Here is a 25,556-nt window from a genome sequence, read left to right as displayed (position 1 = left end):
ACGCGGACCACGGTTGACCATCGAATAATGGCGATAGCGCGTCAACGAACAAGAATTGCCCGCAAATCGTTTACATTTGTTCCAGTGGGTCCGGGTACAAAAAGATCCCCAATGGCATCGAATGCCGTCCACGCATTATTGCCATTGAGATAGGCCGATGCGTCCTGTCCCTTTGCCAGCAAACGCGCCACCGTTGTGCTATCGGCAAATGCACCTGCATTGTCTTCGGAACCATCAATGCCGTCCGTATCGGCGGCAAAAGCACTGATGCCATTGGCGCCATCAATATCCATGGCGAGCGACAACAGGAATTCGGTATTGCGACCCCCTTTGCCCTTTCCGCGCACTGTGACTGTGGTTTCGCCGCCGGAGAGGATCACAACGGGTTTCGTAAAAGGCTGTCCTTTTGCAAGCACGTGTTTTGCAAGAGCCGCATGCACATGAGCAACCTCCCTTGCCTCGCCTTCTATTGCGTCAGAGAGAATGACGGCCTCGATGCCATTTTCCTGCGCAACTTTGGCAGCAGCTTCGAGGGAAACGCCAGCCGATGCTATGACATGGTGTTCGTGACCTTTGAAAACAGCATCGCCTGGTTTTGGAGCATCCGCAGCATGTGATTGAAGATGCGCAAGAGCTGCGGCCGGCAAGTCGAGGCTATAGCGGTCCACAATTGCCAGCGCCTCTTCCCGCGTTGTTTCGTCCGGAACCGTAGGCCCGGAAGCGACAAATGCAGGATTGTCTCCGGGAATATCCGACACGACAAGCGAATATACCCGGGCCGGAAATGCCGCTGCAGCAAGACGTCCGCCCTTGATGGTGGATAAGTGCTTGCGAACCGCATTCATTGCCGAAATTGGTGCTCCTGAAGCCAGAAGAACCTTGTTCACTGCAATCTCGTCCTCAATGGTCATGCCATCCGGCGGCGATGGCAGCAATGCAGAGCCCCCACCCGACACAAGGGCGATGACAAGATCATCCGCCGTCAAATCGGACACGGTTTCCAGAAGACGTTTCGAGGCGACGAGACCCGCCGCATCGGGCACTGGATGGGACGCTTCGATAATTTCTATGTGCTCGCAGACCACGCCAAAACCATAACGGGTCACGACCAGTCCTTCGATGGATGAATCAGGATATTTGGCCGTCCATACTTTTTCAAACGCGCTCGCCATTTGCGCCGAACCTTTGCCTGCGCCGATTACAATCGTCCGGCCTTTTGGCCTTGGTGGCAGGTGAGATGCAATCACGCGCTCAGGATTGGCGGCGTCCACAGCAGCGCGGAACAGTTTGGTGAAAAACTCCTTGTCTCGCATGGGTGTCAAACTTCCAGATCGAACACAAAGACGCCGTCCGGACCGCCAATGGCTGAAGAGACGATGCGCCCGCCAATGGCTTGATGTTCCGGATGGATGAGATAGGCATCCCGCGCCGCGGCGTCAGCGAAATCAATCAGAAAGCCTTCGGTAAATCCTTTATCCATGCCCACCTCCGGGCTGACATTGACACCGGAACGGAAGGTCAGAGCGCCCGGCAGTTTCGCGCAGAGTATGGCGAGATCATCATAACAAGCCTGTCTATCCGACGTGGGAACCCCATCACGAAAACGGATAAAAACACAGTGACGGATCATGAAAACCTTCCTTCTGAATATTGGATGCGCATCCTGACGGGATTGCTGAAAATTGCGAGCAGTATTTCACCCCCTCAACAAAACGTCAGGTCAAAATGCGCTCTACGGCCATTGCCATAGCAAGCAACCTGCGGTCGGTACCGTGCTGCGCCATGAGCATTAGCCCCGCTGGCAGTGCCATATCCGGCATCGGCAGGCTGATCGCGGTCAGATCAAACTGGTTGGCCACCTGCGTATTGCGCAGCAGCAGCGTTTCTGTTTCCCGGTAGAAATTTTCATCGCTGACCGCCTCGATCGAAGGAGCCATAATTGGCACAGTCGGCAAGGCCAAAAAATTATAGACTCTCAATCGCTGATCCATTTCATGCATCAAAGACTGACGTTTCAACATGAGGTCGATGTAATCGGATTCGGACGTCTCCAACCTACGCAAGAGCGGACGCTGCACACGCTGGTCTACGTCCAGGCTTTCATCTCGCAACCATCCCGCGTGAATCCTGCTGGCTTCGATACCTGCAATCGATCCGACCAAGGTTGCTCGCGCCATGGCCTCAATCAGGTCATCTATCGAACAGTCGACAATCGTCGCACCGGCTTTTTCGCAGGCTTGAAGACTTAAATCGAATGCCTTTTCAATTTCCGATTCGATATTGCTGAATAATATACCGCGCGGCACGCCAATATGCAGGCCGGACAATGAGAACTGATCGAGGGGCTGCGGACGCTCACCCGCCAAGACCGAGTCGGTAAATGCGCAGTCTGCTACGTTTCGCGCCAAAGGCCCAATGGAATCCAGACTGGGCGAAAGGGGAAATGCGCCTTGCAGAGGAACGCGCCTGGCGGTTGGTTTAAAACCGGTCACGCCATTCAAAGCCGCTGGAATTCGTATCGAACCGCCCGTGTCCGAGCCGATTGAAATTTCGCTCGTGCCTTCCGCTATCGAAATTCCAGCTCCGATAGATGAGCCGCCAGCCACGCGCGAAGAATCCATGGCATTGCCTGCTGTCGGATAGTGCGGATTCAAGCCTACTGCGGTGAATGCAAACTCGGTCATGAGTGTTTTGCCGATGATGACCGCACCCGCTGCGCGCAATCGCTGCACGATGAGCGCATCATTGGCCGCTGCCGCAGCCGATTTCCGTATCACCGAGCCAGCCAAGGTCGCCTCCCCGGCAACGTCGAACAGATCCTTGATGGAGACTATTCGCCCATCGAGCGGCCCAAGCGTTTCGTTCTTGCGGAAGCGACTGTCCGAGGCCTGCGCCTCCTGGCGCGCTGAACCGGCATAGAGGCGGGTAAAAACCCGCTCGTCTGCCTCACGCTCCATCAAGCGCGCAAGAATATGTTCAAGCCTTTGGGAGGCCGACGGATTTGGATTTGGCAAGAAAATATCCCGCTGGAAATGTTGCGTCACGCTTTCTATAGCGCGAAGACCTTGCGGGTTAAAGTCCGGTAACTTGCCATGCACCGAGTGCAAGGGTGCGTTGCAACATTCACAGTTTTAAATCGATATTATTTGAAGCAATCTACGCAACAGGGAGGGCAACAATAAAAGGGGTAAGAGCCATGAGCCTTCGCAATCGCATTCAGAAATATCGTCAATATCGCCAGAATCTCCATGAGCTGCGCCTGTGCAGCGATCGCAATCTTGCTGATCTTGGAATTTCCCGCGCCGACATCCGCCAGATTGCCTGGATGGCGTGCAACTAATCAAACCCGTAAAGCTTTAAAAAGGCGCCGTGGGCTTTGCTCCGGCGCTTTTTGTTGAGTGTTTGGTGGCACGACATCCGATGCATCGCATTGCACGGCGCACATCAAACCGGTACTAAGAAGCTCGTGGGACAATATCCGATGATCGGAGCCCGGGGTGAGCATTCTACAGTGATCAAAGCATTCATCATACATCTGGCACGGTCTACAGACAGACAGCAACAGGTAGATTTGCTTAGCCAAACGCTCCCTGTTTCGACCGATGTCGTCGACGCTGTCGATGCCAGAAAACTGACCGATGAAGATGTCCGCCGTGTCTACAAAGCCGGACTGCATGCTCCGCGCTATCCCTTTGATCTCAATATCAGGGAAGTCGCCTGTTTCCTGTCGCACCGGAAAGCATGGCAAGCGATCGTCGACCAAAATCTCACAGCGGGGCTGGTGCTTGAGGATGATGTTGCCCTGACGCCCGAATTTGCCGCGGCATATTCCGCAGCTGCCCGATTTGCAGGCCCGACGGATTTTATCCGCTTTCCATTCCGGCCTCATCGCGAACAGGGGCCGGAGGTTTTTGCCGCTGACAACGCCCGCATTCTGCGCGCCAAACCGGTCGGGCTGGGAATGGTAACCCAACTCATCGGCTACGAAGCGGCCAAACAATTACTGGCTGTCACCGAAACCTTTGACCGTCCGGTTGATACGATGTTGCAGATGAACTGGATAACAGGACTGTCGCCGCTCGCAGTCGTTCCTGGCGGCGTCAGGGAAGTTTCTTCGCAACTTGGCGGCAGCACAATTCAACAGAAGAAACCTTTGCTGGAAAAATTAAGGCGCGAAATATTACGGCCGATTTACCGAATGCGGGTCAACGCCTATTCTCGCGGCAAGGAGGGCTGACCGTGCCTGTACCAATTCTCCTATATCATCAGATCGCCACGCCACCGTTTCGCAAGACGCCCTTTAGAAGCATGATTGTAAGCCCGGAATCCTTTCGGCGGCAGATGGGCTGGCTCAAGCGATTGGGTTATCAAGGGCTCTCGCTGCGCGAAAGCTTGCCTTACATTTCCGGTCAGAAAACCGGAAAAGTGGCCGCTATCACCTTCGATGATGGCTTTACCAATGTTTATCAAAATGCCATGCCGATCCTGCAGGAATTCGGTTTCACCGCGACCAATTTTTTCGTCAGCAACCAGATTGGCGGCTCGAATGAATGGGATCGTCCGCTCGGTGTTTTACCAGCAACCTGCATGGATATCAGCCAGATAAAACAATGGCTTTCTTCCGGTCACGAAGTTGGTGCGCATACAATGGATCATGCGCATCTCAGTCAGATTCCCGAGACGCAGGCTTTCGAGCAGCTCTCCCTTTGTAAGGAAAAGCTGCAGGAGATCGTCGGCGACAGGGTCGAGACTTTTGCCTATCCCTATGGCGACCACAATGACAGGGTGCGCGAGCTCGTAAGGCAGGCAGGCTATATAGTGGCAGCAGGCACAGAACGGCGCCGCGCGACCGGCAATGACGATCTGATGAACCTGCCAAGGCTGACAATCCGCCGCGATGATACCTGGTTACACTTCGTCGCAAAGTGTCTGCTGCGCTAAGAACCCAGAGTCCAGTTATCCGCTTTCCAGAGCGGCAATCCTGTAGATTGCGCAACGTCCGGATCAGCGGTGTAAACAGGATGGCCAGCCCGGAGAAGTGCAACCAGCACATCATGATCAGTCTGGCTATGCTGACGACCCAGATTGAGATTGTTGTAAATGTGCCCTTGGGACGCAGGATTGATGCCGGTGATGATAACGGCGCGAGCCCCACTGGCCAGCGCGTAGAGCACGGCAGTCACACCATTTGAGAATCTTGTTTCAAGATCGTCTTCAGTGTTCAGATAGCCCATAATGCGCTTGAACAATGCCATGCGTTGCAGCCTGTTCACGATATGCAGGTGGCGATAGCTGTAATTGAACGCAGCCAGCCCGTCTTCAAGCTCTTTCCTGCTCTGGGTCCAGCGCATCACGTAAAGATGCCCTGTCGACTGGTCTTTCAATGCCTTGCGTACCGCCACGGCATTGTCATTGGTGCCATAGACCTGCCTGTATTGAAGGAAAGTCACATCGGGATCGGCCAGCCCCCAACCGGTCGACACCGATTGCGACCCGTTGATCGTAAGAAGGTGGTAATTGGATTGATAACCTTCCGGCAGATTTGAAACAGGCGCAGATCCCACAATCAAAACCGGATTGCGAAAGGGCGAAGGATAGTGAGGCGGGTGCGGGCGAAGCGCATAATAACCGACCCGGCGAATGAGTGATTTATAAGCTTTCAATTTTCAAACCCGATGCAAGAGACCGAATGGTACATAGGCTATTTGCAGGGTTCTGCCCATCCTCAGTCTGCATAAGTTTGAACAGGACGGCCGTTACACGCGCCATCTCATGGAAGCCCCAAGGTGTTGCTAAACCGCTTCGTTCATTTTCACACGCTTTTCCAGCATCGCGATGCTCTCCTTTCGCTCGCTATAGCGATCTGTCAAATAACCGGAAACATCGCGAGTCAGCAGTGTGAATTTGACCAGCTCCTCCATCACATCCACCACCCGATCATAATAGGCGGAGGGTTTCATGCGACCGTTTTCATCAAACTCCTGATAGGCCTTCGCCACAGAGGACTGATTGGGGATAGTGATCATTCGCATCCAGCGTCCAAGCACCCGCATCTGATTGACCGCGTTGAAAGACTGGGAGCCGCCCGAGACCTGCATGAGGGCAAGCGTGCGGCCCTGCGTCGGACGGATTGCTCCCATTGCGAGCGGTATCCAATCAATCTGCGATTTCATGACGCCTGTCATTGCGCCGTGGCGTTCTGGACTGGTCCAGACCTGGCCTTCGGACCAGAGTGATAATTCCCGCAATTCCTGAACTTTTGGATGATCGACCGGTGCGTCGTCCGGCAGTGGCAGATCGGAAGGATCATAGATTCGCGTTTCGGCACCAAAATGCTCAAGCAACCGGGCTGCTTCCTGCGTCAGGAGACGACTATAGGCGACTTTGCGCAATGAGCCATACAGCAGAAGAATGCGTGGACGATGCGTCGACATCGGAGCACTGAGCTTTGCGGACTCTGGCAGATGCAGAGCCTCCGGATTTGTGTTTGGCAGATCAGACAAGACGATTTCCTTCCGCATCTATAACGACTTCACCGTCTTCCTTGGTGAAGGGGCCTTGTTGTGCAGCGGGTAAAATATCCAGCACCCGTTCAGATGGCCGCGCCAAACGCACGCCGAGATCCGTTACAACGAAAGGGCGGTTGATCAGGATCGGATGTGCTTCCATTGCATCTAATAATTGCTCATCCGTCAGGGATGGATCGTCAAGACCAAGCTCGGCGTAAGGCGTTCCCTTCTCGCGAATAGCCTCACGCACCGTCAAACCGGCTCGCTTGATCATGTCTTTGAGTTCTTTGCGGCTCGGCGGTGACTTCAAATATTCAATCACGACAGGTTCAATGCCCGCATTGCGAATGAGTGCCAGCGTATTGCGCGACGTGCCGCAGGATGGATTGTGGTAGATGGTGACGGTCATCCGACTGTCCTTTCAATTTTCTTGAGATTTTGAACGGCGTCACCGCTTTCGTACCAGCCCTTGCTGCGATTTACGATCCACACGACAGACAGCATGACGGGCACTTCGATCAACACGCCCACAACTGTGGCAAGGGCCGCACCGGAATTAAAGCCAAACAAACTAATGGCGGCTGCAACGGCGAGTTCGAAGAAATTGCTGGCGCCGATCAGCGCGGATGGCCCTGCCACGCAATGCTGTTCCCCGCTTATGCGATTGAGCAGATAGGCAAATCCCGAATTGAAATAGACCTGAATGAGGATGGGCACTGCCAGCAAGGCAATAATCAGCGGCTGGGCTATGATCTGCTCACCTTGAAAGCCGAAGAGCATGATGAGGGTTGCTAAAAGCGAGACCAACGAAATTGGTTGCAAGATACCAAGAAGGCGTTCAAACGCAGCATTGCCCCGTCCCAGCAACTGGCGGCGGGCAAACTGCGCAATAATCACCGGAATAACAATATAAAGCACCACTGACAGGACAAGCGTATCCCAAGGCACGGTAATTGCCGAAAGGCCGAGCAGGAGGCCGACAATGGGAGCAAAAGCCACGATCATGATCGTGTCGTTCAAGGCAACCTGCGACAGGGTGAAATGCGGCTCGCCTTTTGTAAGGTTAGACCAGACGAATACCATTGCTGTGCATGGAGCCGCTGCCAGAATGATCAGACCGGCAATATACGAGTCGATCTGCATTTCAGGCAAATATGGCCGAAACAGCCAGCCGATGAATAGCCAACCGAGCAATGCCATGGAAAACGGCTTGACCGCCCAGTTGATAAATAGCGTGACGCCGATACCACGCCAGAACTGTCCTACATGGCCAAGCGAAGCAAAATCAATGCGCAGCAGCATGGGGATGATCATCAACCAGATCAGTACCGCCATCGGAATATTGACCTTGGCATATTCCGCCGAACCTATGGCCTGGAAAACGACTGGAATGAAATGACCAAGCGCAATGCCGACGACAATGCACAGGGCAACCCACACGGTGAGGTAGCGCTCGAAGATAGACATTCTGCTTTTCCTTAAAGAGAGACCGAGCGCACCATCAAGGTAGCGATTGAAGGGCAAAGACCAGAGGCTTGCGGCGTCGCCAGAATCTCGGGGGGCGCTTCGCTTCTGGTGATGGTCTTGAAACCGAGCTTGTTGAAAAATGGCGCGGCTCCCATTGTCAGCAAATATCCAGATTCTGCACCCGCCATCTCGGCGTAGCGCAACAGCGAGCGAGTAATGGCAGTGCCGCAACCCGACTTCTGCATGCCTTGCGGGACTACGATCGAACGCAGCAGAGCATTCTTGCCATGCAATTCGATCCCACCAAATCCGGCAGGCTCACCCTTATCATCCGTGAAGCGAAAGAATGCGCCTCCGGACTGCAACAGATCGTCAATCGGCAGCGAGGCTTCCTGCAGCGCTTTTGCCAATTCCTCATCGGACGACAGAATCGATTCGGCAATGACGAAGCGGGCGGAGTTTCCGCTGCACTGGATCGAGACATTGGAGATACGGTCAGCCATTGAAGGTCTCCTTGGGCGGGCAACAGGGAACGATATCCGCAAGCAGTGGCGCACAAATGTTCGGATGTCCGGCACAGCAATCTTTCAGAAGATAATTGATCGCTCCGCGCAGGCTTTCGAAGTCCGCACGATAGATGATGGATCGACTTTGCCGTTCGGAGGAAATCAAGCCGGCCCGGGAAAGAATGCCAAGATGGGTGGACATGGTGTTTTGCGGTACATTGAGTATCCGTGAAATTTCACCCGCAGGAATGCCGTCAGGCTCATGAATAACGATAAGCTTGAACGCATCCATCCGCGTGGTCTGGGCCAAGGCGGCGAAGGCATCGATTGTGCTTTCTTTTTCCATATATCGAGATATACGGATATAATTGCTTGCAGTCAATTTGTTTTGCTGATCAACGAGAGCAAACTTGCTCTAGTTGCAGCATGTGGACGATGCACTGCTCGAGCCACAACAGCTGGTGGCAGCGGCTTGCGCCGCACGATGTCTCGGCTTGCAGATCGCCGGACGAGCAACCAGGTTCAACACAAGCCGTTCAGCCTCAAGGATCAACGTGCTCGCGTCGAATATTTGCATGGGCATATCTGGCAGCCCTACTTCGAACGTCAGGCGAGCATCGGCACGAAGCTCAACCTTCTTTCCCACCAGGCTGAGGATGCTGCTGAATTTTTCCACGGTCATAAAGTCTCTACCCTGTTCCGACGGCAAGTCTTCTACCTGCAGGACCGATTCATGCCAGCTATCGGGATTGCCACCGCAGTCCAGCGTTACAAACGAACCTGCCTTCACCTCTGTAACATGATATCCGGGCTGGATGGTCCTCCCTGCATATTCAATAACAAGAGGGCGTTCGTGATAGGGTTCGAGCGCTGACAGCAATGCATGAAGTGAAGCATCGCCATGAAAATCTATGAGTATAGGGCTGGTAACGGAGTTCATGATCATATAACCTCATTTCAACATCTTTTGAGATATTGAGGTAATTATGAATGAATTGCAAGCCCTTGACGCTTTTGCGTCGCTCTCACAAGAAACCCGGTTGAGGATTGTGCGCCTGCTGGTCAAGGCTGGCCCGGAGGGAATGCCTGCCGGAGCGGTAGGCGACGCTATGGGAGCATCATCGTCCAAGATCTCGTTTCACTTGAGCCATCTGGAGCGCTCTGGCCTGATCCAGTCACGGCGCGAGGCGCGTTCCATCATTTACAGTGCCGTCTATCCCGCGCTCTCCGGGTTAATTGAATTCCTGATGAAAGATTGCTGTCAAGGACGGTGCGACCCAGTCGAGAAAAATTGCGCTGATACCTGCACCGACTGAGCCGGGTACCCGTTTGATCCAAGAGGTCCAGAATGTCCGCTTCCTCCCATCGGGACTACCTCGTCGTTGCCGTTCTCGGCCTAACGCAAATTATCGGCTATGGCACGCTGTATTATAGTTTCAGTGTACTTGCCCAAGCTATGGCGGAAGATTTTGGCTGGCCACCGGAATGGGTTTTTGGCGTTTTCTCAATTTCGCTTCTTGCAGGTGGATTGGCCGCTCCAGTGGCGGGCAGCTGGATAGATCGCCACGGAGCAGGCAAAGTCATGAGCTGGGGCACCATTGGCGCAGTGACGGCATTGATCGCCTGCGCGATTGCCCCAAGCCCCATGACCTTTACTGCTGGATTGATAACTATAGAGCTTGCCTCCACCTTCGTTCTCTACAATGCCGCCTTTGCTGTATTGGTACAGATCAACCCTGTCACCGCACCAGCGGGCGATCACTTATCTCACGCTTATCGCAGGCTTCGCTTCGACAATATTCTGGCCCTTGACCTCAGCGCTCCACGCGTCTTTGTCGTGGCGAGAGGTCTATATCGTCTTTGCCGCGCTCCATATAACTTTCTGCCTTCCAATACATGTCTGGCTGTCCTGCCTACCCGCCAGATCGAGGGCAGATATGTCTGGTGAGGCACCGGCAACGCCCTCCGTCGAGGGCAGCCTTGCTCAAGACCGGAGACGATCAGGCTTTATCCTGATGTCCATGGGACTCGCCCTTGTAAGCTTCGTTGACGCAGCAATTCTTATCCACATGTTGCCGATGTTGACCTCATTGGGAATTGGAAGCACAAGCGTCCTGATCGGAACATTGTTTGGCCCCGCTCAAGTTGCCAGTCGACTATTCAGCATGTTCAGCGGCAATCATATCCCACCATTGGGTCTGGCGCTGATCTCAGCACTGCTCGTGCCTGTGTCCGTTTTCATCCTGCTGTTGAGCGGCTCATGGGTTCCCGGGTCCCTTGCATTTGCTATCATTTTTGGTTTGGGAGCTGGGCTTGCCAGCATCGTACAGGGAACGCTGCCGCTCGCTCTCTTCGGCAGCTACGGTTACGGACAACGCGTCGGAAAGGCCACCGCAATTCGCTTGGTTGCGACTGCCGCGGCGCCTTTCGCATTCGCATTTATCATGCAACATTTTGGTGTTCGAGCCGGCTTGATAGCCTTTGCGGTACTTGGATTAACGGCCGTCATATCGTTCGCCGCTCTCGGCAGGCAGGGCCATGGCGTTTTTGCCAAGAAATCAGCCCGCAAACCTCTATCTGACCTGGCTGAGTTGACCAGTATTCCCGATTGACGACCGGCTTCTTCTCCCTATAGATTGACGATATCGAAAATCGCTATTGTGAGCCGAATAACTATAGCCGGGCAAACATGGAACATCAGGATTTACTCAGCGGCCTCATCCGGCTCCACGTCTTGCATCACGCAGTCGAAGGGGAACTTTACGGCCAATGGATGATCGATGAGCTTGCCCATCATGGGTATAGGCTGAGTGCGGGCACGCTTTATCCAATGCTCAAGGCCATGGAAAAGAAGGGCTATCTTGTGTCAGAAAATCGGCGCGACGGACGTACGGCCCGTAAATTTTACCGTGCCACCCCTTTGGGACGCGAGGCATTGGAAATCGCCCGTCTCAAAGTAAAGGAACTCTTTGGAGAAATGATTTCTTAGAGCTCTGGAAAAGAGCGCCCGTCCATCCGCAATAAGGAACTGCTGAGTGACCATGGTCGAACCCACCCCCATCGCTTCCGCCATGAACCGGATTGTCGAAGTATTCATTGTGTTCCTGAAACTCGGCCTTACCTCCTTTGGCGGGCCCATTGCCCATCTTGGCTATTTTCGAGAGGAATTTGTAAATCGCCGCAAATGGTTGACCGATGAAGCCTTTGCCGACGTGGTGGCCCTATGTCAGTTTCTGCCCGGCCCTGCTTCCAGTCAGGTTGGCTTCGCTATCGGAATATTCCGGGGTAGCGGGGTATTGGGAGGAATCGCAGCCTGGACAGCTTTTACCCTTCCTTCCGCGATTTTGTTGATCGCATTTGCTTATGGAGCAGCAAATTTTGCGGGACCAATCGGTCAGGGCATTATCCATGGATTGAAACTTGTCGCCGTCGCCGTTGTGGCACAGGCAATCTGGGGTATGGCTCGTACGCTGACACCTGATAAAACCAGAATCGCCATTGCGCTGGCCGCAATAGCTGCCGCAGTTTTCCTTAGCAGCACACTCGGACAGATAGGCGCGATTGCAGGTGGCGCATTGGCCGGTCTGTTCTTTTGCCGCGATACCTATACTCAAGACACACATCGTCTCGGCTTTTCCGTTAACAGGCGCAGCGCCATCCTGGCCCTCATTCTGTTTGCGGCTTTGTTTGCTCTTCCTGTGATATTGCCAGATAGCTTGCACAGCCAAGCGATCTCGCTGTTTGACGCGTTCTACCGTTCTGGCGCGCTCGTCTTTGGTGGCGGCCATGTGGTTTTGCCACTGCTCGAAACAGCGGTCGTGGCTCCCGGCTGGGTGAGCCATGAGGCATTCCTTGCAGGTTATGGGGCAGCACAGGCGGTTCCCGGGCCGCTTTTTACGTTTGGTGCCTATCTTGGCGCAATCGTGAATTCACCGCCCAACGGGATGCCCGGCGCGCTTATTGCAGTGATTGCATTGTCTCTGCCGGGATTGCTTCTTGCCTATGGAACCTTGCCGTTTTGGGACGACCTCAGACGCCTCCCCTTAGCGCAAGCAGCCATGAGAGGCGCCAATGCCGCTGTGGTGGGGATTCTTGCAGCTGCATTCTATAATCCTGTTTGGACGAGCGCAGTTTTCAAGCCATCGGACTTCCTGCTGGTGACAGCCGGATTCCTGTTTCTGACAATATGGAAGATGCCGCCTTGGATTGTCGTAGTCGCTCTTGCCATTGCTGGCGCGATCATGGGCGCTGCGTAGACTTCAGTCGTTACAAGAAAAGTGGCCCCCATTTGGGGCCACCTAACATTAATTTGACGTGGATCAGATACCGCGCAGCATCTTGCAAAGAGCGACAAGCCCGCCGTCATAGTTCATTGCATTAGCGGAAATATCGCGGCAACGCACCTTCAACTTCGTACGCTCGGTTGCACTCAAGCTGGCGAACCGGGCGGATACCACACGGGCATTCAGGCGCGTACCGGGACTGACAGAAGTTCCCCTGGGAGTCACTCCAGCAGTCGTCCTGGTGCCGGGATTTATGCCACTGCCAGGATTAGTGATGGTGTTACCAATGCCGACGCCAACGCCAGCATTTATGCCACCTGCCCCACCAACGCTTAAGCCCGCCCCTGCACGGACCCCGCCAGTGACACTGGCGCCCACTCCGGCCGTAACACCACTGGTGCCGCCAACATTCGCTCCCGCGCCGACCGCCGTTCCTCCGGATCCGCCGATCGAAGCACCCGCGCCTGCATTTACGCCGCTTGCCCCGCCAACGTTTAAGCCTGCACCTGCATTGACCCCGTTATTGACAGAAGCTCCCACTCCGGTCGAAATACCGCTCGTGCCGCCGACATTTGCTCCAGCGCCGACCGTCGTTCCTCTGGATCCGCCAATTGAAGCGTCCACTCCAGCCTTGATGCCGCCGAGATCTGCACCGACGCTCGCACCGAGGCCGCCATTGCGCGAGCCACCGACGGAGATACCGCCTGCAAATGCTGGAACAGTAAGTGCTGTTATGATGACAGAATATGAGAGTAACTTGGTAACATTGGTTATAATTCTAGTCATTATGTCCTCCCTTATCCCAATTTTCAAACCAATGTGAAATACAATGGCAGCTTGGGTTGGAGAATAGTATTCATTATTTATTTCAAAATTACAAGTAAATCTAATACTAAGCTAATTACTATTCATAATACTATTAAAAATTCAAACAAAACTCTACCTCATCCAACGGGATGCGAAAACAAACAACACACTACTCAAGCATTCGCTACAATTTTATCAAAGTTGAAATGATCCTCCATTCTTTTATATCCATTCTATACTATTTTTTAACTTGCGCTTGAATATTTGCAATCATCTGTCCACGAGAGCTTCACCACAATTCGCACGCCATTGGTTCGATTGTGGGTCACTGGAGTCGCAATGATCTGACGGAATTTGAGTGGCACGTGATCGAGCCGCCGCAAACGCACTAAAAAAGGAAAAAAGTGTCCAGCTTTTCACAGTGGTATGCGTTTGCTGACCAGTCTGGGCAAAGATAATCAACAACAAAAATGGGTAAAATGAGAAGTGGTGCCCAGACGCGGATTCGAACCACGGACACGCGGATTTTCAATCCGCTGCTCTACCAACTGAGCTATCTGGGCACTTTTGGCTGCCAAAGTTGGCAGGCCATTCCGACGCGTTGGTTTTCGTTGGAAGCGGGTGGGTTATAACACTAAAAATCCTGCTGTCCAGCATCAACTAAGGATTTTTTCGCCGTTTTTCTGCCTCTTGCAAAGGGCATAGATCGATGCGTTCTTGATGGGGTTACAGACAGGATTCGTTTTATATGATTGATACGGGGGATAAAACCGCCAAAGCGACGCCTTTTGGCTGGGGCATTCTTGGCAGCGGCCAAACTGCTGGACAATTTGCCGCTGATCTGGCGCTGGTGCCCGGCGCGTCGCTTGTGGGTAATTTTTCGCGGACAACAGCCAATGCAAAACGGTTTCAAGAAAACTTTGGCAGCAAGCGTGCCTATTCCGACATTGATGCATTTGTAGCCGATCCCGAGATTGATGCGGTTTACATTGCAACGCCAAATTCGGTCCACGTGGCGCAGGCTCTCAAATCCATCCGCTCAGGCAAAGCGATTCTGACGGAAAAGCCGCTCGCACCTTCCCATACGGAAGCCTCCGTCATCGAACGGGAAGCCACCCGCGCCAATGTATTCGCCATGGAAGCGATGGGGACAAGATTCCTGCCAGCAATCGCGGCCGCGAAAGCCAAAGTGGATGCCGGAGAAATCGGAGCAATCCGCAAAATAACCGCCGAGTTATCCTATGAACATCCATACGATCCCAAGACGCGCTATTTCAGCAGATCATTGGGCGGCGGTGCCAGTCGGGATCTCGGGATCTCGTGTGTTTCCTTGGCAATGTTTTTCCTTGGTCAACCACAAAAGGTTTCGGGGCTGTGGCATGCGGCCCCAAACGGCATCGACATAAGTTCTGAAATCGTGCTGCATTATGATCATGTGAAAGCAGAACTTTCCTGCGGCTTCGACCGAAATGGCAAGAATCATTTTATCATCGAGGGCACAACCGGCACGATTCGGCTGAATGCTCCGTTCACCGAGGCAAGGGAACTGACGATCTACCAGGGGTTTTCCCGACAAGCGCTGTTCAGCCCTCTATCAGGCCCAGGCGGAACTATCGGAAAAATACTGGATCGCCTTCCTGTGCCGGGCCGAACTGTTGAGGAATACGATTTTGACGGCAATGGCCGCCAATTTGAAGCAATTGCATTGATGGATGCTATGAGGCAGGGCAAAACCGGCTCTGCTATCATGCCGATAGCAGATAGCATAAGCTCATTGCGGGCTATCAATATTGTATTGTCGCAGCCTGCAACGCAGCGGGTGATAAGACTTTAGAGCTCGTCAGCCCTCCGGGCCGACAGCTACATGTCTTCTTCGCCGTCGCTGTCTTCCGAGCTTTCGACGGCGGGTAATACATAGGCGCCCGTCAGCCAACGATTAAGGTCTACATTGCGGCAACGTGACGAGCAGAATGGATAGTGCTCACGCTGGGATGGCCGCTTGCATTCGGGGCAAGGACGTGTCGGTCGCAGGGGCGTAACATTCGCCATACTGTTTTTGTTGTCAGTCACTATTGCAGTCCATTGGAAACATATAGTTGCTAGTGGCCCGAGGCCTGCCAATTGGCATAAACGGGAAACCCTTCACCCTGCAAAAGGTTCAAGGTTTCATAAAGCGGCAAGCCAACAACATTGGTGTATGAGCCGACCAGCTTGATAATGAAGCTGCCCGCCAAACCCTGAATTGCATAGCCGCCTGCCTTGCCGCGCCATTCGCCTGACGCAAGATAGCTTTCCAGCTCCTCCCGCGAAAGCCTTTTGAAGCGAACGCGGGTTTCAATGAGGTCCTGACGCAATTTTCCTGCCGGCGTTATCAGGCAAAGGCCCGTATAAACACGGTGGGAGCGACCGGACAGCAGACGTAGGCATGCGGTCGCATCATCAAGTATTTCCGCCTTCGGCAAAATGCGCCGCCCGACAGCGACAACCGTGTCAGCGCTAAGGATATAGGCCTTGCCAAGCTCGGCACTTCCCTTCAGTTCTGCGGCAACTTTTTCCGCCTTCAAACGGGAAAGCCGACGCGCCAGCGAACGCGGATGCTCCGCCCGTAGCGGCGTCTCGTCCACGTCGGCGGGCAGCAGACTATCCGGCTCAATACCGATCTGACCGAGTAGCGACAGGCGGCGCGGCGAACCGGAGGCAAGAACGAATTTGTGCTGATCGCTCATAAAGAGAATTCCTGCGGACAGGCTGAAGGACGTTTACTTGAAACGGTAGGTGATGCGACCCTTGGTCAGGTCATAGGGGGTCATTTCAACCAGAACCTTGTCGCCTGCCAGAACGCGAATACGGTTCTTGCGCATGCGCCCAGCCGTGTGAGCAATGATTTCATGATCGTTTTCGAGCTTTACCCGGAACATCGCGTTGGGCAACAGCTCCGTCACGAGGCCAGGAAACTCCAGTACTTCTTCTTTCGCCATGCGTAGTTCTATCTCCAGAAATTGAATTTGCGGCCGTGTTCGACCGCAATTTTGCGCGGAACCTATAGTATTGCGTAGCATTTGTGAACAAGGGAGTTCGATCCAATTGTACGGACGCACAAGAGTATCAAGTCAATGGACCGAAACGATCCTCAATATGTTGTTTCAGATGATCCCGAACATCACGATAAGCGTCCAGAATCTGATCCCTGCGACCGCGCACCAATGTCGGGTCAGGCGTGGGCCAATATTCCACATGCACCGACGTCGTCCGGGTCAGCTCCAGAGCCATATGGTGCGCCTTGGGTGATAATGTAATAATCAGATCGAAATAATCGTCTTCAAGCTCCTTGAAGGTGCGCGGCGCTACGGACAGCCGCTTCAATCCGATTTCTTCGAGCACGGCATCCACAAAGGGATCGGGATCGCCCTTTTCAACGCCCGCTGATGCCACATAGACCTTTGACGGCAGTATTTTTCGAGCCAGTGCCTCGGCCATGGGAGAGCGAATGGCATTCATGCCGCATATGAAAAGAACGGCGCCCGGAATCCTCGGTTTGCCACCTGCCGCATCATCCGGCAGATGGTCGGGCATTCCCGGCACGGGTGCGCCTATCCCCGCCAATGGAGCACACATACCAGTGTAAAAAGCCGGCGGGCAGTGTCGAAATCGACATCTATCTTGCCGCCAAGTCGATCCATCAGAGCCTGCGATCCCTCGTTGTGCAGCCCTCGCCGACCCATATCGATGGCTTCGATCTTGCTCGGGCTGGATGCGCGAATGGCATCATAATAGCTTTCGCAGATAAGGAAGTAGTCCTTGATGACCTTGCGTAAAGGCGTGAGCGAAAGGATGTGCGTGACAACATCGTCGCCGCTTTCCCGTGAAATCGCAAAAATCAGACGTGATTCGACCAAAGAAATCTTCAGCTTGTAGGGCCCAGTCCCCTCATCGCTGACAGGACGGAAACTATTCTCTTCGATAAGGTCAAAAATTGCGACCGCTCGTTCATGCTCGACGTCGGGTGTTGAACGGCCGATCGTGTCGTCCAGTTCCACATCGATCAATCTCGCATCACTTGCCGTCATCAGATTCCTAAAGGTTCAACCGGATTGCAACCGAATTGCCATGCGCATCAAGCCCCTCCGCACGCGCCAGTTCAATCGCTGCCGGTCCCAAGGCACGCAGTTGCTCAACGCCAAGCCTCAGAATGGAGGTTCGCTTGACATAGTCAAGCACGGAAAGCCCCGAAGAAAAACGGGCTGAACGGGCTGTGGGCAAAACATGGTTGGAACCACCAACATAGTCACCGATGACTTCCGGGGTATAACGGCCAAGAAAGATCGCGCCTGCATTGCGGACGCCGGCCAAAAGCTCTTCTGTATCGGCGGCTGCAATCTCCAGATGCTCCGGCGCGATGCGGTTGACCAGAGGCAAAGCTGACGGCAAATCATTGACCAAAATGACCGCGCCATAATCCCGCCAGCTCTCGCTCGCGGTCTGGCCGCGCGGCAATGTCTTGAGTTGATGCTCGACAGCGGCCATGACCGCCTCACCGAAAGTCTCATCATCCGTTATGAGAATTGATTGCGCGGCGCTGTCATGCTCGGCCTGAGCCAGCAAGTCAGCAGCGATCCAATCCGGATTGTTATCAGCATCGGCTAAAATGAGAACTTCGGATGGGCCGGCAATCATGTCGATACCGACAGTGCCGAAAACTCGGCGTTTGGCAGCAGCCACATAGGCGTTTCCGGGGCCGACAATCTTGGCGACCGGCGCAATGGTTTCCGTGCCGTAGGCAAGTGCCGCAACCGCCTGCGCGCCGCCCACACGGTAAATCTCGGAGACGCCAGCAAGACGCGCTGCAACCAGAACCAGCGGGTTGAGCTTGCCGTCTGGTGAGGGAACCACCATGACAATGCGCTCAACACCCGCCACTTGTGCCGGAACAGCATTCATCAAGACAGAACTTGGATAGCTCGCAGTACCGCCTGGAACATAGAGCCCGACTGAATCAATTGCGGTCCAGCGCGAGCCAAGTTCAACGCCCAATGCATCCGTATAACGGTCATCCTTGGGCATTTGCCTTGCGTGGTGGGAATGGATGCGATCGCGCGCAAGCTTGAGTGCCTCGACCGTTGCTTGCGGCGCCGATTCCATAGCGGCATTAACCTCGTCCGCAGAAATGGCGATACCATGTTGCGCCAAATCTATACGGTCGAATTGCTTCGAGTAGTCAATCAGCGCCGCATCACCATTGGTGCGAACATTCTTGATAATCGTCTCGACCACGCGGTCAACATCTTCGGAGACCTCGCGTTTAGTCGAAAGAAATGCGGAAAAACTCTCGTTAAAGTCAGAGTCAGACTGTTTCAGCACAATTGCCACGATACATATTCCTTAGGGTCAGAAGCTAGACTTCGTGCTCTGGACGCGATTGTGTTTCCCAGGCCGGGCCCAAATCCGCCATTTGGGCTTCAATAGCTTCAACTTCGAGACGCAAGGCTTTATTGGCAGCAAAAACCAGCTCGATAAACCCGGATGGAGCCTCGGTAACGATGAAACGAATTGCCAATACGGAAAGAACGTCATCTGGATAATGGCGGTCGATGCCCGTGGCTTTGAGACTCAAGACCTGACCAAAATGGAGTGCTGTGCGCCGACGCTCGAAACTGCGATGGCGCTTGCCATCATCGGCCAGTTCCCAGACGAAGCGATTGACGCCAAGTACCAGCTTCTTTTCCGCTGCCAGATAGTCGATATCGCTGACTTTAAGCACGGAATCCTGCAGGTGCGCAGATAGGATTTGCAGATCTTCCTCATCAAGCGCGATGAGTTTGAGAGTGTCCATGTCTACCCTTTGCCTTAATTTGCGGGATCAGGGCTTCGGTGAGGAAGCCTGCTCTCTTCCCTGTTAGAGGAAAGCGAAGGCAAAGGGAATTATGCAAGATGCATAATCGACGTGGAAATTCCGGATGATCAGTCGCTGATGCGCTCAACCACCGCACCGCAACGTGTCAGCTTTTCTTCGAGACGCTCAAAACCGCGATCGAGATGATAGACGCGATTGACCGTCGTCTCCCCTTCGGCCGCAAGACCGGCAATAACCAGCGAAACAGATGCACGCAGATCTGTCGCCATGACCGGCGCACCGCGTAGGCGCTCGACACCCTCGATCTTCGCGGTCTGACCTGACAGCGAAATTTTGGCACCGAGCCGAGCCAATTCCTGCACATGCATGAAGCGGTTTTCAAAGATGGTCTCGGTAATATGGGACGTGCCCTTGGCCTTGGTCATCAGGCCCATGAACTGCGCCTGCAAGTCGGTCGGGAAGCCCGGGAATGGCTGCGTCGTCACATCGACGGGCATGATGCCATGGCCATTACGCACAACGCGCAAGCCGGAATTGGTTTCTGAAATTTCAACGCCGACCTGGCCGAGCGTTGCGAGGGCAGCAGTCAAAAGATTGGCGTCAGCACCTTCCAGGATGACATCGCCACCCGTCATGGCCACAGCCATGGCATAGGTTCCTGTCTCGATACGATCAGGAATGACGCGGACGCGCGCGCCGGAAAGACTTGTTACGCCCTCGATTGTGATCGTCGCCGTGCCAGCCCCGCTGACCTTTGCACCCATGGCATTCAGGCAGTCAGCCAGATTCACGACTTCGGGCTCCTGTGCGGCATTCTCAATGATTGTTTCGCCCTTGGCGAGCGTTGCTGCCATCATCAAAACATGGGTTGCACCGACCGATACTTTCGGGAACACGTAGCGCGCGCCGACAAGACCGCCCTTCGCGCTGGCTTTGACATAGCCGTTTTCAATCTCGATATCGGCACCGAGAGCGCGCAGGCCATCAATGAACAGATCAACCGGCCTGGTACCGATTGCGCAACCGCCCGGCAAAGAAACGGTTGCAACGCCCATACGGGCGAGAAGCGGTCCGATAACCCAGAAACTTGCCCGCATCTTGGAGACAAGCTCATAGGGTGCTACGGTATCGACGATATTGCGTGCAGTAAAATGGATCGTGCGTGAATAAGCGCCGTCCTGACGCTCGCGGCGTCCATTGACGGAATAATCAACCCCGTGATTGCCAAGGATGCGGATAAGCTGCTCGACATCCGCCAGATGCGGCACGTTTTCCAGCGTCAGCGTGTCATCGGTCAAAAGAGAAGCAATCATCAACGGCAGGGCCGCATTCTTGGCGCCCGAAATAGGAATGATGCCGTTGAGCTTGTTACCGCCAACAATCTTGATGCGATCCATAATTTGTCACTTTCGCGGGGGAAATACCCGTCCTGTCGTTAAAGGCCCTTTGCAGAGCGGGTTCATTTAAACCATCACGTGTGCTGGTTCAAGAAAGGCTTGTCATTCCTGTGCATAACGCTGATCTTCGAATCGGCTTTACACAGATCTTTCGATCTTGATTGTGAGTGCGTCGTTTCTGCGTCAAAGAAGGAGAGGCAGAAAAATAATGCTCTATTTTTCGCTATCGGCTGACTCATTTTGCGACGCCGCGGCTTTCAAACCTTCATCGCGCCCATCTTCAGCGCCTGAGCGGCGCGATCTCGTCTGCTGTTTGCGCCGCGCAAGATTTGCGCGCAGTTGTTCCGAGCGGCGTTTTTCCCGCTCCTCTTGTTCGCGGCTCGGGTTTTTGGGCAATAAGGACATTGGTTTTATCCGGTATTTTGACCAGTGCCGACAGCAATCTGCCGGTAGCCAGCCTATGTTTTTTGCTCTCTATGGATATTTTACCCAAGAGATTACGATTGCTTGCTTGCGATTTCAGCAATGATATGCCAGAAGTCCGCCGCGTTCGCAAATCGGCTGCGGTAGCTCAGTGGTAGAGCACTCCATTGGTAATGGAGAGGTCGAGAGTTCAATCCTCTCTCGCAGCACCAGTTTTCCAAGCAGACAATATGGCTATTCCTTATCGTCGGTTTTGCCCGGAACAAGGCCAATTGCGATGCCTATGACAATTCCCATTCCTATATTGCCGAAGACAGTTCTGATCGCAGTACAAGGCGATATTGAGTGGCTTGTATTGGTCATCTCGCTTTAATCGAACTTTGCCAGCTCTTGTTTGAATCGTTCAACCATCCACGTCGTTGCGGGGCCCATTGCTGCATCAACAGGATGAAGAACAACTAAATTATAAGGCAGTTCCGGATAGGGCTCCAGATCAAGGGGAACAAGCCTGCCTTCGGCAATATCATCCTTGACCATCCATTTAGGCAAACCACCCCAGCCAAGGCCAGCCAACATGAGCGAATGCTTTGTCGCGACATCAGTCAGGCGCCATGTCTTATAGGCAAACACGCCAAAGTCCTTACCCTTTGTATGTTCGCTCAAATCTGTCACCACCAATTGGATGTGGTTGCGGATAACAGCCAATGGCACCGGCCCTTCATATAGTGCCAGCGGGTGATCAGGCGCTGCCACAGGCATCATCGTTGTTTGCCCCAAGCGGCCAATGGCCAACTCGTCGTAAGGCTCCAATGGCTGCCCGCCAAATCCGATATCCGCCTGCTTCTTGAGAACCAGATCCCAGACAACACCCAGTGCGCCGACGTGCAAACGCAGGCTGACCGTGGGAAACTGCGTTTGAAATGCAGTCAACACAGCAATGAGGACAGGCGACGGCAGAGTGACATCCACCGCCACTGCAATTTCCGCTTCCAGCCCCTGTTTTAAACCCTCGGCCCGCGAGCGCAGGTTTTGAAGCACCGAAATCATGCGCCGCGCATCCTCAAGCATGGCTGTGCCAGCATCAGTCAATCGCGGTTCCCGTACTCCGCCGCGCTCGAAAAGCTGCAATTCGAGCTGTGCTTCCAGATTGGCGATTGTATAGCTGATTACTGACTGCGAACGATTGAGCCGTCTTGCGGCGGACGAGAAACTCCCGGTTTCGGCAACTGCTACAAAGACTTGCAACTGATCAAGTGTAGGATTGGGCAGCATTTAAATATCTATCTTATCGATGGGTTCAATAGATATTTTCCCAGTTTTATAGATAGATGTCCAGTGCCAAATATTGCCTATCAGTTTCGTTCCTGAAAGGACAATACGATGTCATCCATTCTTCTCGTTACTTCGAGCCCACGCGGTGAAGCATCTCACTCAACCCGTGTTGCAACCGAATTTGCAAAAAAGCTGGCTTCGGCAAAGCTTGGCAATACACTCGTCACACGTGACCTCGCCACCACTCCCCTTCCCCATATCGATTCCGATTTTGCGGCAGGCATCTACACACCAGAGGAAACACGTACAGCCCCACAAGCAAAGGTGGTGGGTGTCTCTGATGTGGTTGTCGATGAGCTTATGGCGGCCGACACCATCGTTCTGGCAACCGGCATGATCAATTTCAACATCTCGTCGACGCTTAAGTCGTGGCTCGACCATGTTATGCGTTCCGGCAAAACCTTCAGCTACGGTGCAGAGGGTCCCAAAGGTCTTGTAACCGGCAAAAAGGTTTATGTCGTTCTCGCCTCCGGCGGCGTTTACTCCAATGGTCCGGGCGCATCATTTGACCATGCCACACCCTATCTGAAGACAGCGCTTGGTTTTATCGGCATGACTGACGTGGAATTTATTCGCATCGAAGGCGTTGCCATGGGTGCGGATGCAGAAGCGAAAGCCGTTTCATCGGCCATCGAACTGACCAACGGTCTTGCACTCGCGGCCTGAATTGAGCGGCATGAAAAACAAAAGCGGGCTTAACGGCCCGCTTTTTGTTTGGTCTGCAATAAAATTGATAGTCTATCCTTGGCGATTCCGTTCTGCATCATCAAGCCGCTTCAATTGATCCAGCAGGCTTTCAGGCACGGTTTCTTCTATTTTATATATTCCGGCAGCTCTAATTGCCGACCGGTAACAAGACTGCGATATATGTCGTCGCAATATTTGAGAGAGTTGTTTTTCGTAGGTCCGGTTGCTGCCGTCCATTGTTTTAGACTCCAACTTTCTTGTCCTTTAAACCCGTTCGCTACGACGAAGGTTCCCCTTTTCCTACATTGCAAGGTCTTAACGCAATGTGTCGCTGCGCCGCAGTCTAACGTATCTCCCCGGTTTTCAACAGCTTGGTGGAACGTCTGGTCGTGCCAAACGTTAACCGCCAAATCATTTCAGGGGAAAATTCATTGATCGAGACGTTCCATTATCTCAATTCCTTGCCTGTCGTTCCGCACGTGATTGCCCTCTTTATAGCGTATGCGCTTGCCGTCCCGATTGGCATTGAGCGCGAGGCGGAAGAGCGTAGCGCCGGCGTGCGGACTTTCCCGCTGGTGGCGCTTGCCAGTTGCGGTGTCATCCAAGGGACGGAGCATTTGACCACTGATAATCCCGAGGCAATGGCCCGCATTGTTGAGGGCCTGATTACCGGTGTCGGTTTCATTGGCGGCGGCGCCATCCTCCAATTGAAGAATTCCGTGCGCGGGACGGCTACGGCGGCAAGCATATGGGCAACAGGCGCCATTGGCATTTCGGCTGGGCTGGCAAGCTATGATGTCGCGATCATCATTTCACTGTTCACATTCCTAACGCTGCGGCTGATGCTGCCCTTCAAAAAAGAGCCAAAGGAATAGGCTAATCCGCCTGACCTATCGTTGATTGCGGAATTGCAGCGCCGCCTCCCACTTCAGCGCGGACTCAACGATCTTGTCCAGATCATCCAGCTGCGGCACCCAGCCCAGCTCATTGCGGGCCTTGCTGCTGTCGGCCACAACCGAGGCGGCATCGCCCGGTCGCGCACTGGTGGGGCGGGCATCGATCGGCGCACCGTGTACGCGCTCAACACTGGCAATGACCTCCTTGACAGAATAACCACGGCCATAGCCGCAATTGGCTACCATGCTGCTGCCCCCCGAACGCAACCGCTCCAGCGCGAGACGGTGCGCTGCAACCAGGTCAGAGACATGTATGTAATCTCTTACGCAGGTGCCGTCGGGCGTGGAATAATTATTGCCAAAGACTTCCATGAAACGGCGTTTGCCAAGCGCGGTTTCACAGGCGATCTTTATCAAATGTGTTGCGCCACGGGTTGACTGGCCCGTGCGGCCCTTTGGATCAGCACCCGCGACGTTGAAATAACGCAGGGCCGTGTAGTGAAAATTATGGGCTGCGGCGGTATCGCGTAACATCCATTCGGTCATCAGCTTCGACAGGCCATAGGGCGATTCCGGACGGGGGGGATGTTCCTCATCTACCGGCAGCAGACCAGCATCGCCATATACAGCGGCGGTTGACGAAAAGATGAAATTCTTGACCTCAGACTTAACTGCGGCGTCAATAAGCGTGCGGGATTTTGACGTGTTGTTTTCATAATAGGCGAGCGGGTCGCGGACAGAGTCGGGCACAACGACGGAACCCGCAAAATGGATGATGGCGTCGACATAATTGCGCTCAATGGTCTGACGCATCAGTGCCTGATCGGCAATGTCCCCGACGACCAGCTTTGCCTCAGGCGGCACCGCCCATTTGAAACCGGTGGAAAGAGCATCAACGACGACGACAGATTCGCCAGCCTCAAGCAGGTCCCAAACCATGTGACTGCCTATATATCCAGCACCACCCGTCACAAGTACAGTCATTGCGATCGCCTATCCTTTATGTCCTCACTCCAACCTATATTGCAGCATCTGGCGCAACGGAAAAGCCTTGTGACTGCCTCGGAACGCATTTCTATCCGGTTTCCGGTCATTTATACGTCCAATTGCTGAGATACTTACCGGCCCATTCCTTCAACCGAACCTTGCTGCTGAATGCTCGCCGAAAAACTAGAGTGAAGATCAACCATCCGCAACTTACAGTAGCTTGACGTCATTTGCCAAATAACGTTTATATGAAGGATATTACTTCATATAAATTTGGGATGATTTATTATGAATCGCGTTTCTACAAAAATATTTTTTTGTATTATTCTAAGCTTATAATGCGATCAGTTGAAAATTTCTGACGTTGTCACCGATATATACTAAAGAACAATTGATTTAGGCCGGAGTGTT

Annotated in this window: 33 protein-coding genes and 2 tRNA genes; 12 read left to right on the top strand and 23 right to left on the bottom strand. The window is 53.6% G+C overall.

The window, feature by feature from the left end:
* Window positions 1-41 precede the first annotated feature (41 nt).
* From QFZ34_RS16110 to QFZ34_RS16100, 3 genes are all read right to left on the bottom strand, one after another.
* Window positions 42-1,313, bottom strand: coding sequence for a glycerate kinase type-2 family protein (locus QFZ34_RS16110; protein WP_370878798.1), 1,272 nt, complete (start codon window positions 1,311-1,313; stop codon window positions 42-44).
* A gap of 5 nt (window positions 1,314-1,318) precedes the next feature.
* Window positions 1,319-1,630, bottom strand: a complete 312-nt coding sequence (locus QFZ34_RS16105; protein ID WP_115051274.1) for a Dabb family protein — start codon at window positions 1,628-1,630, stop codon at window positions 1,319-1,321.
* 85 nt (window positions 1,631-1,715) lie between these two features.
* Window positions 1,716-3,014 (bottom strand): amidase, encoded by a 1,299-nt coding sequence (locus QFZ34_RS16100; RefSeq protein WP_307282801.1) that lies wholly within the window; start codon window positions 3,012-3,014, stop codon window positions 1,716-1,718.
* Between the two features lie 182 nt (window positions 3,015-3,196).
* On the opposite strand from QFZ34_RS16100, the gene QFZ34_RS16095 reads away from it, so the two are divergent.
* The 3 genes from QFZ34_RS16095 (at window position 3,197) to QFZ34_RS16085 (ending at window position 4,941) form a co-directional block, all read left to right on the top strand.
* Window positions 3,197-3,340, top strand: a complete 144-nt coding sequence (locus QFZ34_RS16095) for a DUF1127 domain-containing protein (RefSeq protein WP_115051276.1) — start codon at window positions 3,197-3,199, stop codon at window positions 3,338-3,340.
* A gap of 141 nt (window positions 3,341-3,481) precedes the next feature.
* The gene (locus tag QFZ34_RS16090; RefSeq protein WP_307282799.1) at window positions 3,482-4,237 is read left to right on the top strand and encodes a glycosyltransferase family 25 protein; all 756 of its coding nucleotides are present in this window, start codon (window positions 3,482-3,484) and stop codon (window positions 4,235-4,237) included.
* Window positions 4,238-4,239: 2 nt separating this feature from the next.
* On the top strand, window positions 4,240-4,941 hold the full coding sequence (locus tag QFZ34_RS16085; RefSeq protein ID WP_307282798.1) for a polysaccharide deacetylase family protein: 702 nt from the start codon (window positions 4,240-4,242) through the stop codon (window positions 4,939-4,941).
* Here QFZ34_RS16085 and QFZ34_RS16080 read toward each other — a convergent pair.
* From QFZ34_RS16080 to QFZ34_RS16050, 7 genes are all read right to left on the bottom strand, one after another.
* The gene (locus QFZ34_RS16080) at window positions 4,938-5,663 is read right to left on the bottom strand and encodes a membrane-anchored protein (RefSeq protein WP_307282795.1); all 726 of its coding nucleotides are present in this window, start codon (window positions 5,661-5,663) and stop codon (window positions 4,938-4,940) included. The two genes, QFZ34_RS16085 and QFZ34_RS16080, sit on opposite strands and share 4 nt — an antisense overlap.
* 129 nt (window positions 5,664-5,792) lie before the next feature.
* Window positions 5,793-6,521 carry an arsenical resistance protein ArsH gene (gene arsH, locus QFZ34_RS16075; RefSeq protein ID WP_307282792.1) on the bottom strand — a complete coding sequence of 243 codons (729 nt, stop codon included), beginning with the start codon at window positions 6,519-6,521 and terminating at the stop codon, window positions 5,793-5,795.
* Window positions 6,496-6,918: an arsenate reductase (glutaredoxin) gene (arsC, locus tag QFZ34_RS16070; RefSeq protein WP_115051281.1), complete on the bottom strand. Its 423-nt coding sequence runs from the start codon at window positions 6,916-6,918 to the stop codon at window positions 6,496-6,498. The genes arsH and arsC overlap by 26 nt, the downstream gene beginning before the upstream one ends.
* Complete coding sequence (gene arsB, locus QFZ34_RS16065) at window positions 6,915-7,976, bottom strand: ACR3 family arsenite efflux transporter (protein ID WP_307282787.1); 1,062 nt, start codon at window positions 7,974-7,976, stop codon at window positions 6,915-6,917. Before arsB ends, arsC begins: the two co-directional genes overlap by 4 nt.
* Before the next feature lie 11 nt (window positions 7,977-7,987).
* Window positions 7,988-8,479: an arsenic resistance N-acetyltransferase ArsN2 gene (arsN2, locus tag QFZ34_RS16060; RefSeq protein WP_307282785.1), complete on the bottom strand. Its 492-nt coding sequence runs from the start codon at window positions 8,477-8,479 to the stop codon at window positions 7,988-7,990.
* The gene (locus QFZ34_RS16055) at window positions 8,472-8,828 is read right to left on the bottom strand and encodes an ArsR/SmtB family transcription factor (protein WP_307286378.1); all 357 of its coding nucleotides are present in this window, start codon (window positions 8,826-8,828) and stop codon (window positions 8,472-8,474) included. The genes arsN2 and QFZ34_RS16055 overlap by 8 nt, the downstream gene beginning before the upstream one ends.
* 69 nt (window positions 8,829-8,897) lie before the next feature.
* Window positions 8,898-9,428, bottom strand: coding sequence for a DUF6428 family protein (locus QFZ34_RS16050; protein WP_307282782.1), 531 nt, complete (start codon window positions 9,426-9,428; stop codon window positions 8,898-8,900).
* A gap of 40 nt (window positions 9,429-9,468) precedes the next feature.
* On the opposite strand from QFZ34_RS16050, the gene QFZ34_RS16045 reads away from it, so the two are divergent.
* The 5 genes from QFZ34_RS16045 to chrA all read left to right on the top strand — a co-directional run bounded on the left by QFZ34_RS16045 (window position 9,469) and on the right by chrA (window position 12,738).
* The gene (locus QFZ34_RS16045; protein ID WP_307282780.1) at window positions 9,469-9,798 is read left to right on the top strand and encodes an ArsR/SmtB family transcription factor; all 330 of its coding nucleotides are present in this window, start codon (window positions 9,469-9,471) and stop codon (window positions 9,796-9,798) included.
* Between the two features lie 32 nt (window positions 9,799-9,830).
* Window positions 9,831-10,430 carry an MFS transporter gene (locus QFZ34_RS16040; protein ID WP_307282777.1) on the top strand — a complete coding sequence of 200 codons (600 nt, stop codon included), beginning with the start codon at window positions 9,831-9,833 and terminating at the stop codon, window positions 10,428-10,430.
* Entirely contained in the window at window positions 10,420-11,094 is a 675-nt protein-coding gene (locus QFZ34_RS16035) for an MFS transporter (RefSeq protein ID WP_307282774.1), read from the top strand. Before QFZ34_RS16040 ends, QFZ34_RS16035 begins: the two co-directional genes overlap by 11 nt.
* A 77-nt stretch (window positions 11,095-11,171) precedes the next feature.
* The gene (locus tag QFZ34_RS16030; RefSeq protein ID WP_307282771.1) at window positions 11,172-11,471 is read left to right on the top strand and encodes a PadR family transcriptional regulator; all 300 of its coding nucleotides are present in this window, start codon (window positions 11,172-11,174) and stop codon (window positions 11,469-11,471) included.
* A 52-nt stretch (window positions 11,472-11,523) separates the two neighbouring features.
* Window positions 11,524-12,738 carry a chromate efflux transporter gene (chrA, locus tag QFZ34_RS16025; RefSeq protein ID WP_307286375.1) on the top strand — a complete coding sequence of 405 codons (1,215 nt, stop codon included), beginning with the start codon at window positions 11,524-11,526 and terminating at the stop codon, window positions 12,736-12,738.
* 63 nt (window positions 12,739-12,801) lie between these two features.
* Here chrA and QFZ34_RS16020 read toward each other — a convergent pair whose 3' ends face one another.
* Together QFZ34_RS16020 and QFZ34_RS16015 are read right to left on the bottom strand one after the other, a co-directional pair.
* Window positions 12,802-13,551: a hypothetical protein gene (locus tag QFZ34_RS16020; RefSeq protein WP_307282769.1), complete on the bottom strand. Its 750-nt coding sequence runs from the start codon at window positions 13,549-13,551 to the stop codon at window positions 12,802-12,804.
* A gap of 508 nt (window positions 13,552-14,059) precedes the next feature.
* Window positions 14,060-14,135: transfer RNA gene (locus QFZ34_RS16015), tRNA-Phe, on the bottom strand.
* 185 nt (window positions 14,136-14,320) lie between these two features.
* Between QFZ34_RS16015 and QFZ34_RS16010 the strand changes: the two genes are divergently transcribed.
* Entirely contained in the window at window positions 14,321-15,406 is a 1,086-nt protein-coding gene (locus QFZ34_RS16010; protein ID WP_307282766.1) for a Gfo/Idh/MocA family protein, read from the top strand.
* Between the two features lie 26 nt (window positions 15,407-15,432).
* Here QFZ34_RS16010 and yacG read toward each other — a convergent pair whose 3' ends face one another.
* From yacG to QFZ34_RS15965, 9 genes are all read right to left on the bottom strand, one after another.
* Complete coding sequence (gene yacG, locus QFZ34_RS16005) at window positions 15,433-15,642, bottom strand: DNA gyrase inhibitor YacG (protein ID WP_370878797.1); 210 nt, start codon at window positions 15,640-15,642, stop codon at window positions 15,433-15,435.
* Window positions 15,643-15,671: 29 nt separating this feature from the next.
* Complete coding sequence (locus tag QFZ34_RS16000; protein ID WP_307282764.1) at window positions 15,672-16,298, bottom strand: Maf-like protein; 627 nt, start codon at window positions 16,296-16,298, stop codon at window positions 15,672-15,674.
* A 33-nt stretch (window positions 16,299-16,331) separates the two neighbouring features.
* Complete coding sequence (gene infA / locus QFZ34_RS15995) at window positions 16,332-16,550, bottom strand: translation initiation factor IF-1 (protein WP_008122731.1); 219 nt, start codon at window positions 16,548-16,550, stop codon at window positions 16,332-16,334.
* 127 nt (window positions 16,551-16,677) lie between these two features.
* Window positions 16,678-17,145 carry an arsenate-mycothiol transferase ArsC gene (locus QFZ34_RS15990; protein WP_115051291.1) on the bottom strand — a complete coding sequence of 156 codons (468 nt, stop codon included), beginning with the start codon at window positions 17,143-17,145 and terminating at the stop codon, window positions 16,678-16,680.
* A 17-nt stretch (window positions 17,146-17,162) separates the two neighbouring features.
* A complete protein-coding gene (locus tag QFZ34_RS15985) occupies window positions 17,163-17,639 on the bottom strand; it encodes a UPF0262 family protein (RefSeq protein ID WP_115051292.1) in 477 nt (158 codons plus the stop codon).
* Between the two features lie 7 nt (window positions 17,640-17,646).
* The gene (hisD, locus tag QFZ34_RS15980) at window positions 17,647-18,939 is read right to left on the bottom strand and encodes a histidinol dehydrogenase (RefSeq protein WP_115051293.1); all 1,293 of its coding nucleotides are present in this window, start codon (window positions 18,937-18,939) and stop codon (window positions 17,647-17,649) included.
* Window positions 18,940-18,964: 25 nt separating this feature from the next.
* Window positions 18,965-19,402, bottom strand: a complete 438-nt coding sequence (locus QFZ34_RS15975; protein WP_115051294.1) for a DUF2948 family protein — start codon at window positions 19,400-19,402, stop codon at window positions 18,965-18,967.
* Between the two features lie 128 nt (window positions 19,403-19,530).
* Complete coding sequence (gene murA, locus QFZ34_RS15970) at window positions 19,531-20,820, bottom strand: UDP-N-acetylglucosamine 1-carboxyvinyltransferase (protein WP_115051295.1); 1,290 nt, start codon at window positions 20,818-20,820, stop codon at window positions 19,531-19,533.
* A 213-nt stretch (window positions 20,821-21,033) separates the two neighbouring features.
* Window positions 21,034-21,225: a hypothetical protein gene (locus tag QFZ34_RS15965; RefSeq protein ID WP_115051296.1), complete on the bottom strand. Its 192-nt coding sequence runs from the start codon at window positions 21,223-21,225 to the stop codon at window positions 21,034-21,036.
* A 155-nt stretch (window positions 21,226-21,380) separates the two neighbouring features.
* Between QFZ34_RS15965 and QFZ34_RS15960 the strand changes: the two genes are divergently transcribed.
* Window positions 21,381-21,455 (top strand) — tRNA-Thr (locus QFZ34_RS15960).
* Window positions 21,456-21,612: 157 nt separating this feature from the next.
* Here QFZ34_RS15960 and QFZ34_RS15955 read toward each other — a convergent pair.
* Window positions 21,613-22,515 carry a LysR family transcriptional regulator gene (locus tag QFZ34_RS15955; RefSeq protein ID WP_307282722.1) on the bottom strand — a complete coding sequence of 301 codons (903 nt, stop codon included), beginning with the start codon at window positions 22,513-22,515 and terminating at the stop codon, window positions 21,613-21,615.
* A 108-nt stretch (window positions 22,516-22,623) separates the two neighbouring features.
* Between QFZ34_RS15955 and QFZ34_RS15950 the strand changes: the two genes are divergently transcribed.
* Together QFZ34_RS15950 and QFZ34_RS15945 are read left to right on the top strand one after the other, a co-directional pair.
* The gene (locus QFZ34_RS15950; protein ID WP_307282719.1) at window positions 22,624-23,241 is read left to right on the top strand and encodes an FMN-dependent NADH-azoreductase; all 618 of its coding nucleotides are present in this window, start codon (window positions 22,624-22,626) and stop codon (window positions 23,239-23,241) included.
* 452 nt (window positions 23,242-23,693) lie between these two features.
* Window positions 23,694-24,137, top strand: coding sequence for an MgtC/SapB family protein (locus QFZ34_RS15945; RefSeq protein WP_115051299.1), 444 nt, complete (start codon window positions 23,694-23,696; stop codon window positions 24,135-24,137).
* Window positions 24,138-24,152: 15 nt separating this feature from the next.
* Here QFZ34_RS15945 and galE read toward each other — a convergent pair whose 3' ends face one another.
* A complete protein-coding gene (gene galE, locus QFZ34_RS15940) occupies window positions 24,153-25,142 on the bottom strand; it encodes a UDP-glucose 4-epimerase GalE (protein ID WP_115051300.1) in 990 nt (329 codons plus the stop codon).
* Window positions 25,143-25,556: the final 414 nt, after the last annotated feature.

The organism is Phyllobacterium ifriqiyense (genome assembly GCF_030817885.1).
Lineage (GTDB): Bacteria > Pseudomonadota > Alphaproteobacteria > Rhizobiales > Rhizobiaceae > Phyllobacterium > Phyllobacterium ifriqiyense.
The sequence above is the reverse complement of the archived record's forward strand: the minus strand, read 5'-3'. Positions and strand labels throughout refer to the sequence as shown.

Bases quoted from the DNA above. Each gene is read 5' to 3' on its own strand.
- QFZ34_RS16110 (WP_370878798.1), bottom strand. From the start codon at position 1,313: ATGCGAGACAAGGAGTTTTTCACCAAACTGTTCCGCGCTGCTGTGGAC.
- QFZ34_RS16105 (WP_115051274.1), bottom strand. From the start codon at position 1,630: ATGATCCGTCACTGTGTTTTTATCCGTTTTCGTGATGGGGTTCCCACG.
- QFZ34_RS16095 (WP_115051276.1), top strand. From the start codon at position 3,197: ATGAGCCTTCGCAATCGCATTCAGAAATATCGTCAATATCGCCAGAAT.
- QFZ34_RS16090 (WP_307282799.1), top strand. From the start codon at position 3,482: ATGATCGGAGCCCGGGGTGAGCATTCTACAGTGATCAAAGCATTCATC.
- arsH (WP_307282792.1), bottom strand. From the start codon at position 6,521: ATGCGGAAGGAAATCGTCTTGTCTGATCTGCCAAACACAAATCCGGAG.
- arsC (WP_115051281.1), bottom strand. From the start codon at position 6,918: ATGACCGTCACCATCTACCACAATCCATCCTGCGGCACGTCGCGCAAT.
- arsB (WP_307282787.1), bottom strand. From the start codon at position 7,976: ATGTCTATCTTCGAGCGCTACCTCACCGTGTGGGTTGCCCTGTGCATT.
- arsN2 (WP_307282785.1), bottom strand. From the start codon at position 8,479: ATGGCTGACCGTATCTCCAATGTCTCGATCCAGTGCAGCGGAAACTCC.
- QFZ34_RS16055 (WP_307286378.1), bottom strand. From the start codon at position 8,828: ATGGAAAAAGAAAGCACAATCGATGCCTTCGCCGCCTTGGCCCAGACC.
- QFZ34_RS16050 (WP_307282782.1), bottom strand. From the start codon at position 9,428: ATGATCATGAACTCCGTTACCAGCCCTATACTCATAGATTTTCATGGC.
- QFZ34_RS16045 (WP_307282780.1), top strand. From the start codon at position 9,469: ATGAATGAATTGCAAGCCCTTGACGCTTTTGCGTCGCTCTCACAAGAA.
- QFZ34_RS16040 (WP_307282777.1), top strand. From the start codon at position 9,831: ATGTCCGCTTCCTCCCATCGGGACTACCTCGTCGTTGCCGTTCTCGGC.
- QFZ34_RS16035 (WP_307282774.1), top strand. From the start codon at position 10,420: ATGTCTGGTGAGGCACCGGCAACGCCCTCCGTCGAGGGCAGCCTTGCT.
- QFZ34_RS16030 (WP_307282771.1), top strand. From the start codon at position 11,172: ATGGAACATCAGGATTTACTCAGCGGCCTCATCCGGCTCCACGTCTTG.
- chrA (WP_307286375.1), top strand. From the start codon at position 11,524: ATGGTCGAACCCACCCCCATCGCTTCCGCCATGAACCGGATTGTCGAA.
- QFZ34_RS16020 (WP_307282769.1), bottom strand. From the start codon at position 13,551: ATGACTAGAATTATAACCAATGTTACCAAGTTACTCTCATATTCTGTC.
- QFZ34_RS16010 (WP_307282766.1), top strand. From the start codon at position 14,321: ATGATTGATACGGGGGATAAAACCGCCAAAGCGACGCCTTTTGGCTGG.
- QFZ34_RS16000 (WP_307282764.1), bottom strand. From the start codon at position 16,298: ATGAGCGATCAGCACAAATTCGTTCTTGCCTCCGGTTCGCCGCGCCGC.
- infA (WP_008122731.1), bottom strand. From the start codon at position 16,550: ATGGCGAAAGAAGAAGTACTGGAGTTTCCTGGCCTCGTGACGGAGCTG.
- QFZ34_RS15990 (WP_115051291.1), bottom strand. From the start codon at position 17,145: ATGCCCGACCATCTGCCGGATGATGCGGCAGGTGGCAAACCGAGGATT.
- QFZ34_RS15985 (WP_115051292.1), bottom strand. From the start codon at position 17,639: ATGACGGCAAGTGATGCGAGATTGATCGATGTGGAACTGGACGACACG.
- QFZ34_RS15975 (WP_115051294.1), bottom strand. From the start codon at position 19,402: ATGGACACTCTCAAACTCATCGCGCTTGATGAGGAAGATCTGCAAATC.
- murA (WP_115051295.1), bottom strand. From the start codon at position 20,820: ATGGATCGCATCAAGATTGTTGGCGGTAACAAGCTCAACGGCATCATT.
- QFZ34_RS15965 (WP_115051296.1), bottom strand. From the start codon at position 21,225: ATGTCCTTATTGCCCAAAAACCCGAGCCGCGAACAAGAGGAGCGGGAA.
- QFZ34_RS15955 (WP_307282722.1), bottom strand. From the start codon at position 22,515: ATGCTGCCCAATCCTACACTTGATCAGTTGCAAGTCTTTGTAGCAGTT.
- QFZ34_RS15950 (WP_307282719.1), top strand. From the start codon at position 22,624: ATGTCATCCATTCTTCTCGTTACTTCGAGCCCACGCGGTGAAGCATCT.
- galE (WP_115051300.1), bottom strand. From the start codon at position 25,142: ATGACTGTACTTGTGACGGGTGGTGCTGGATATATAGGCAGTCACATG.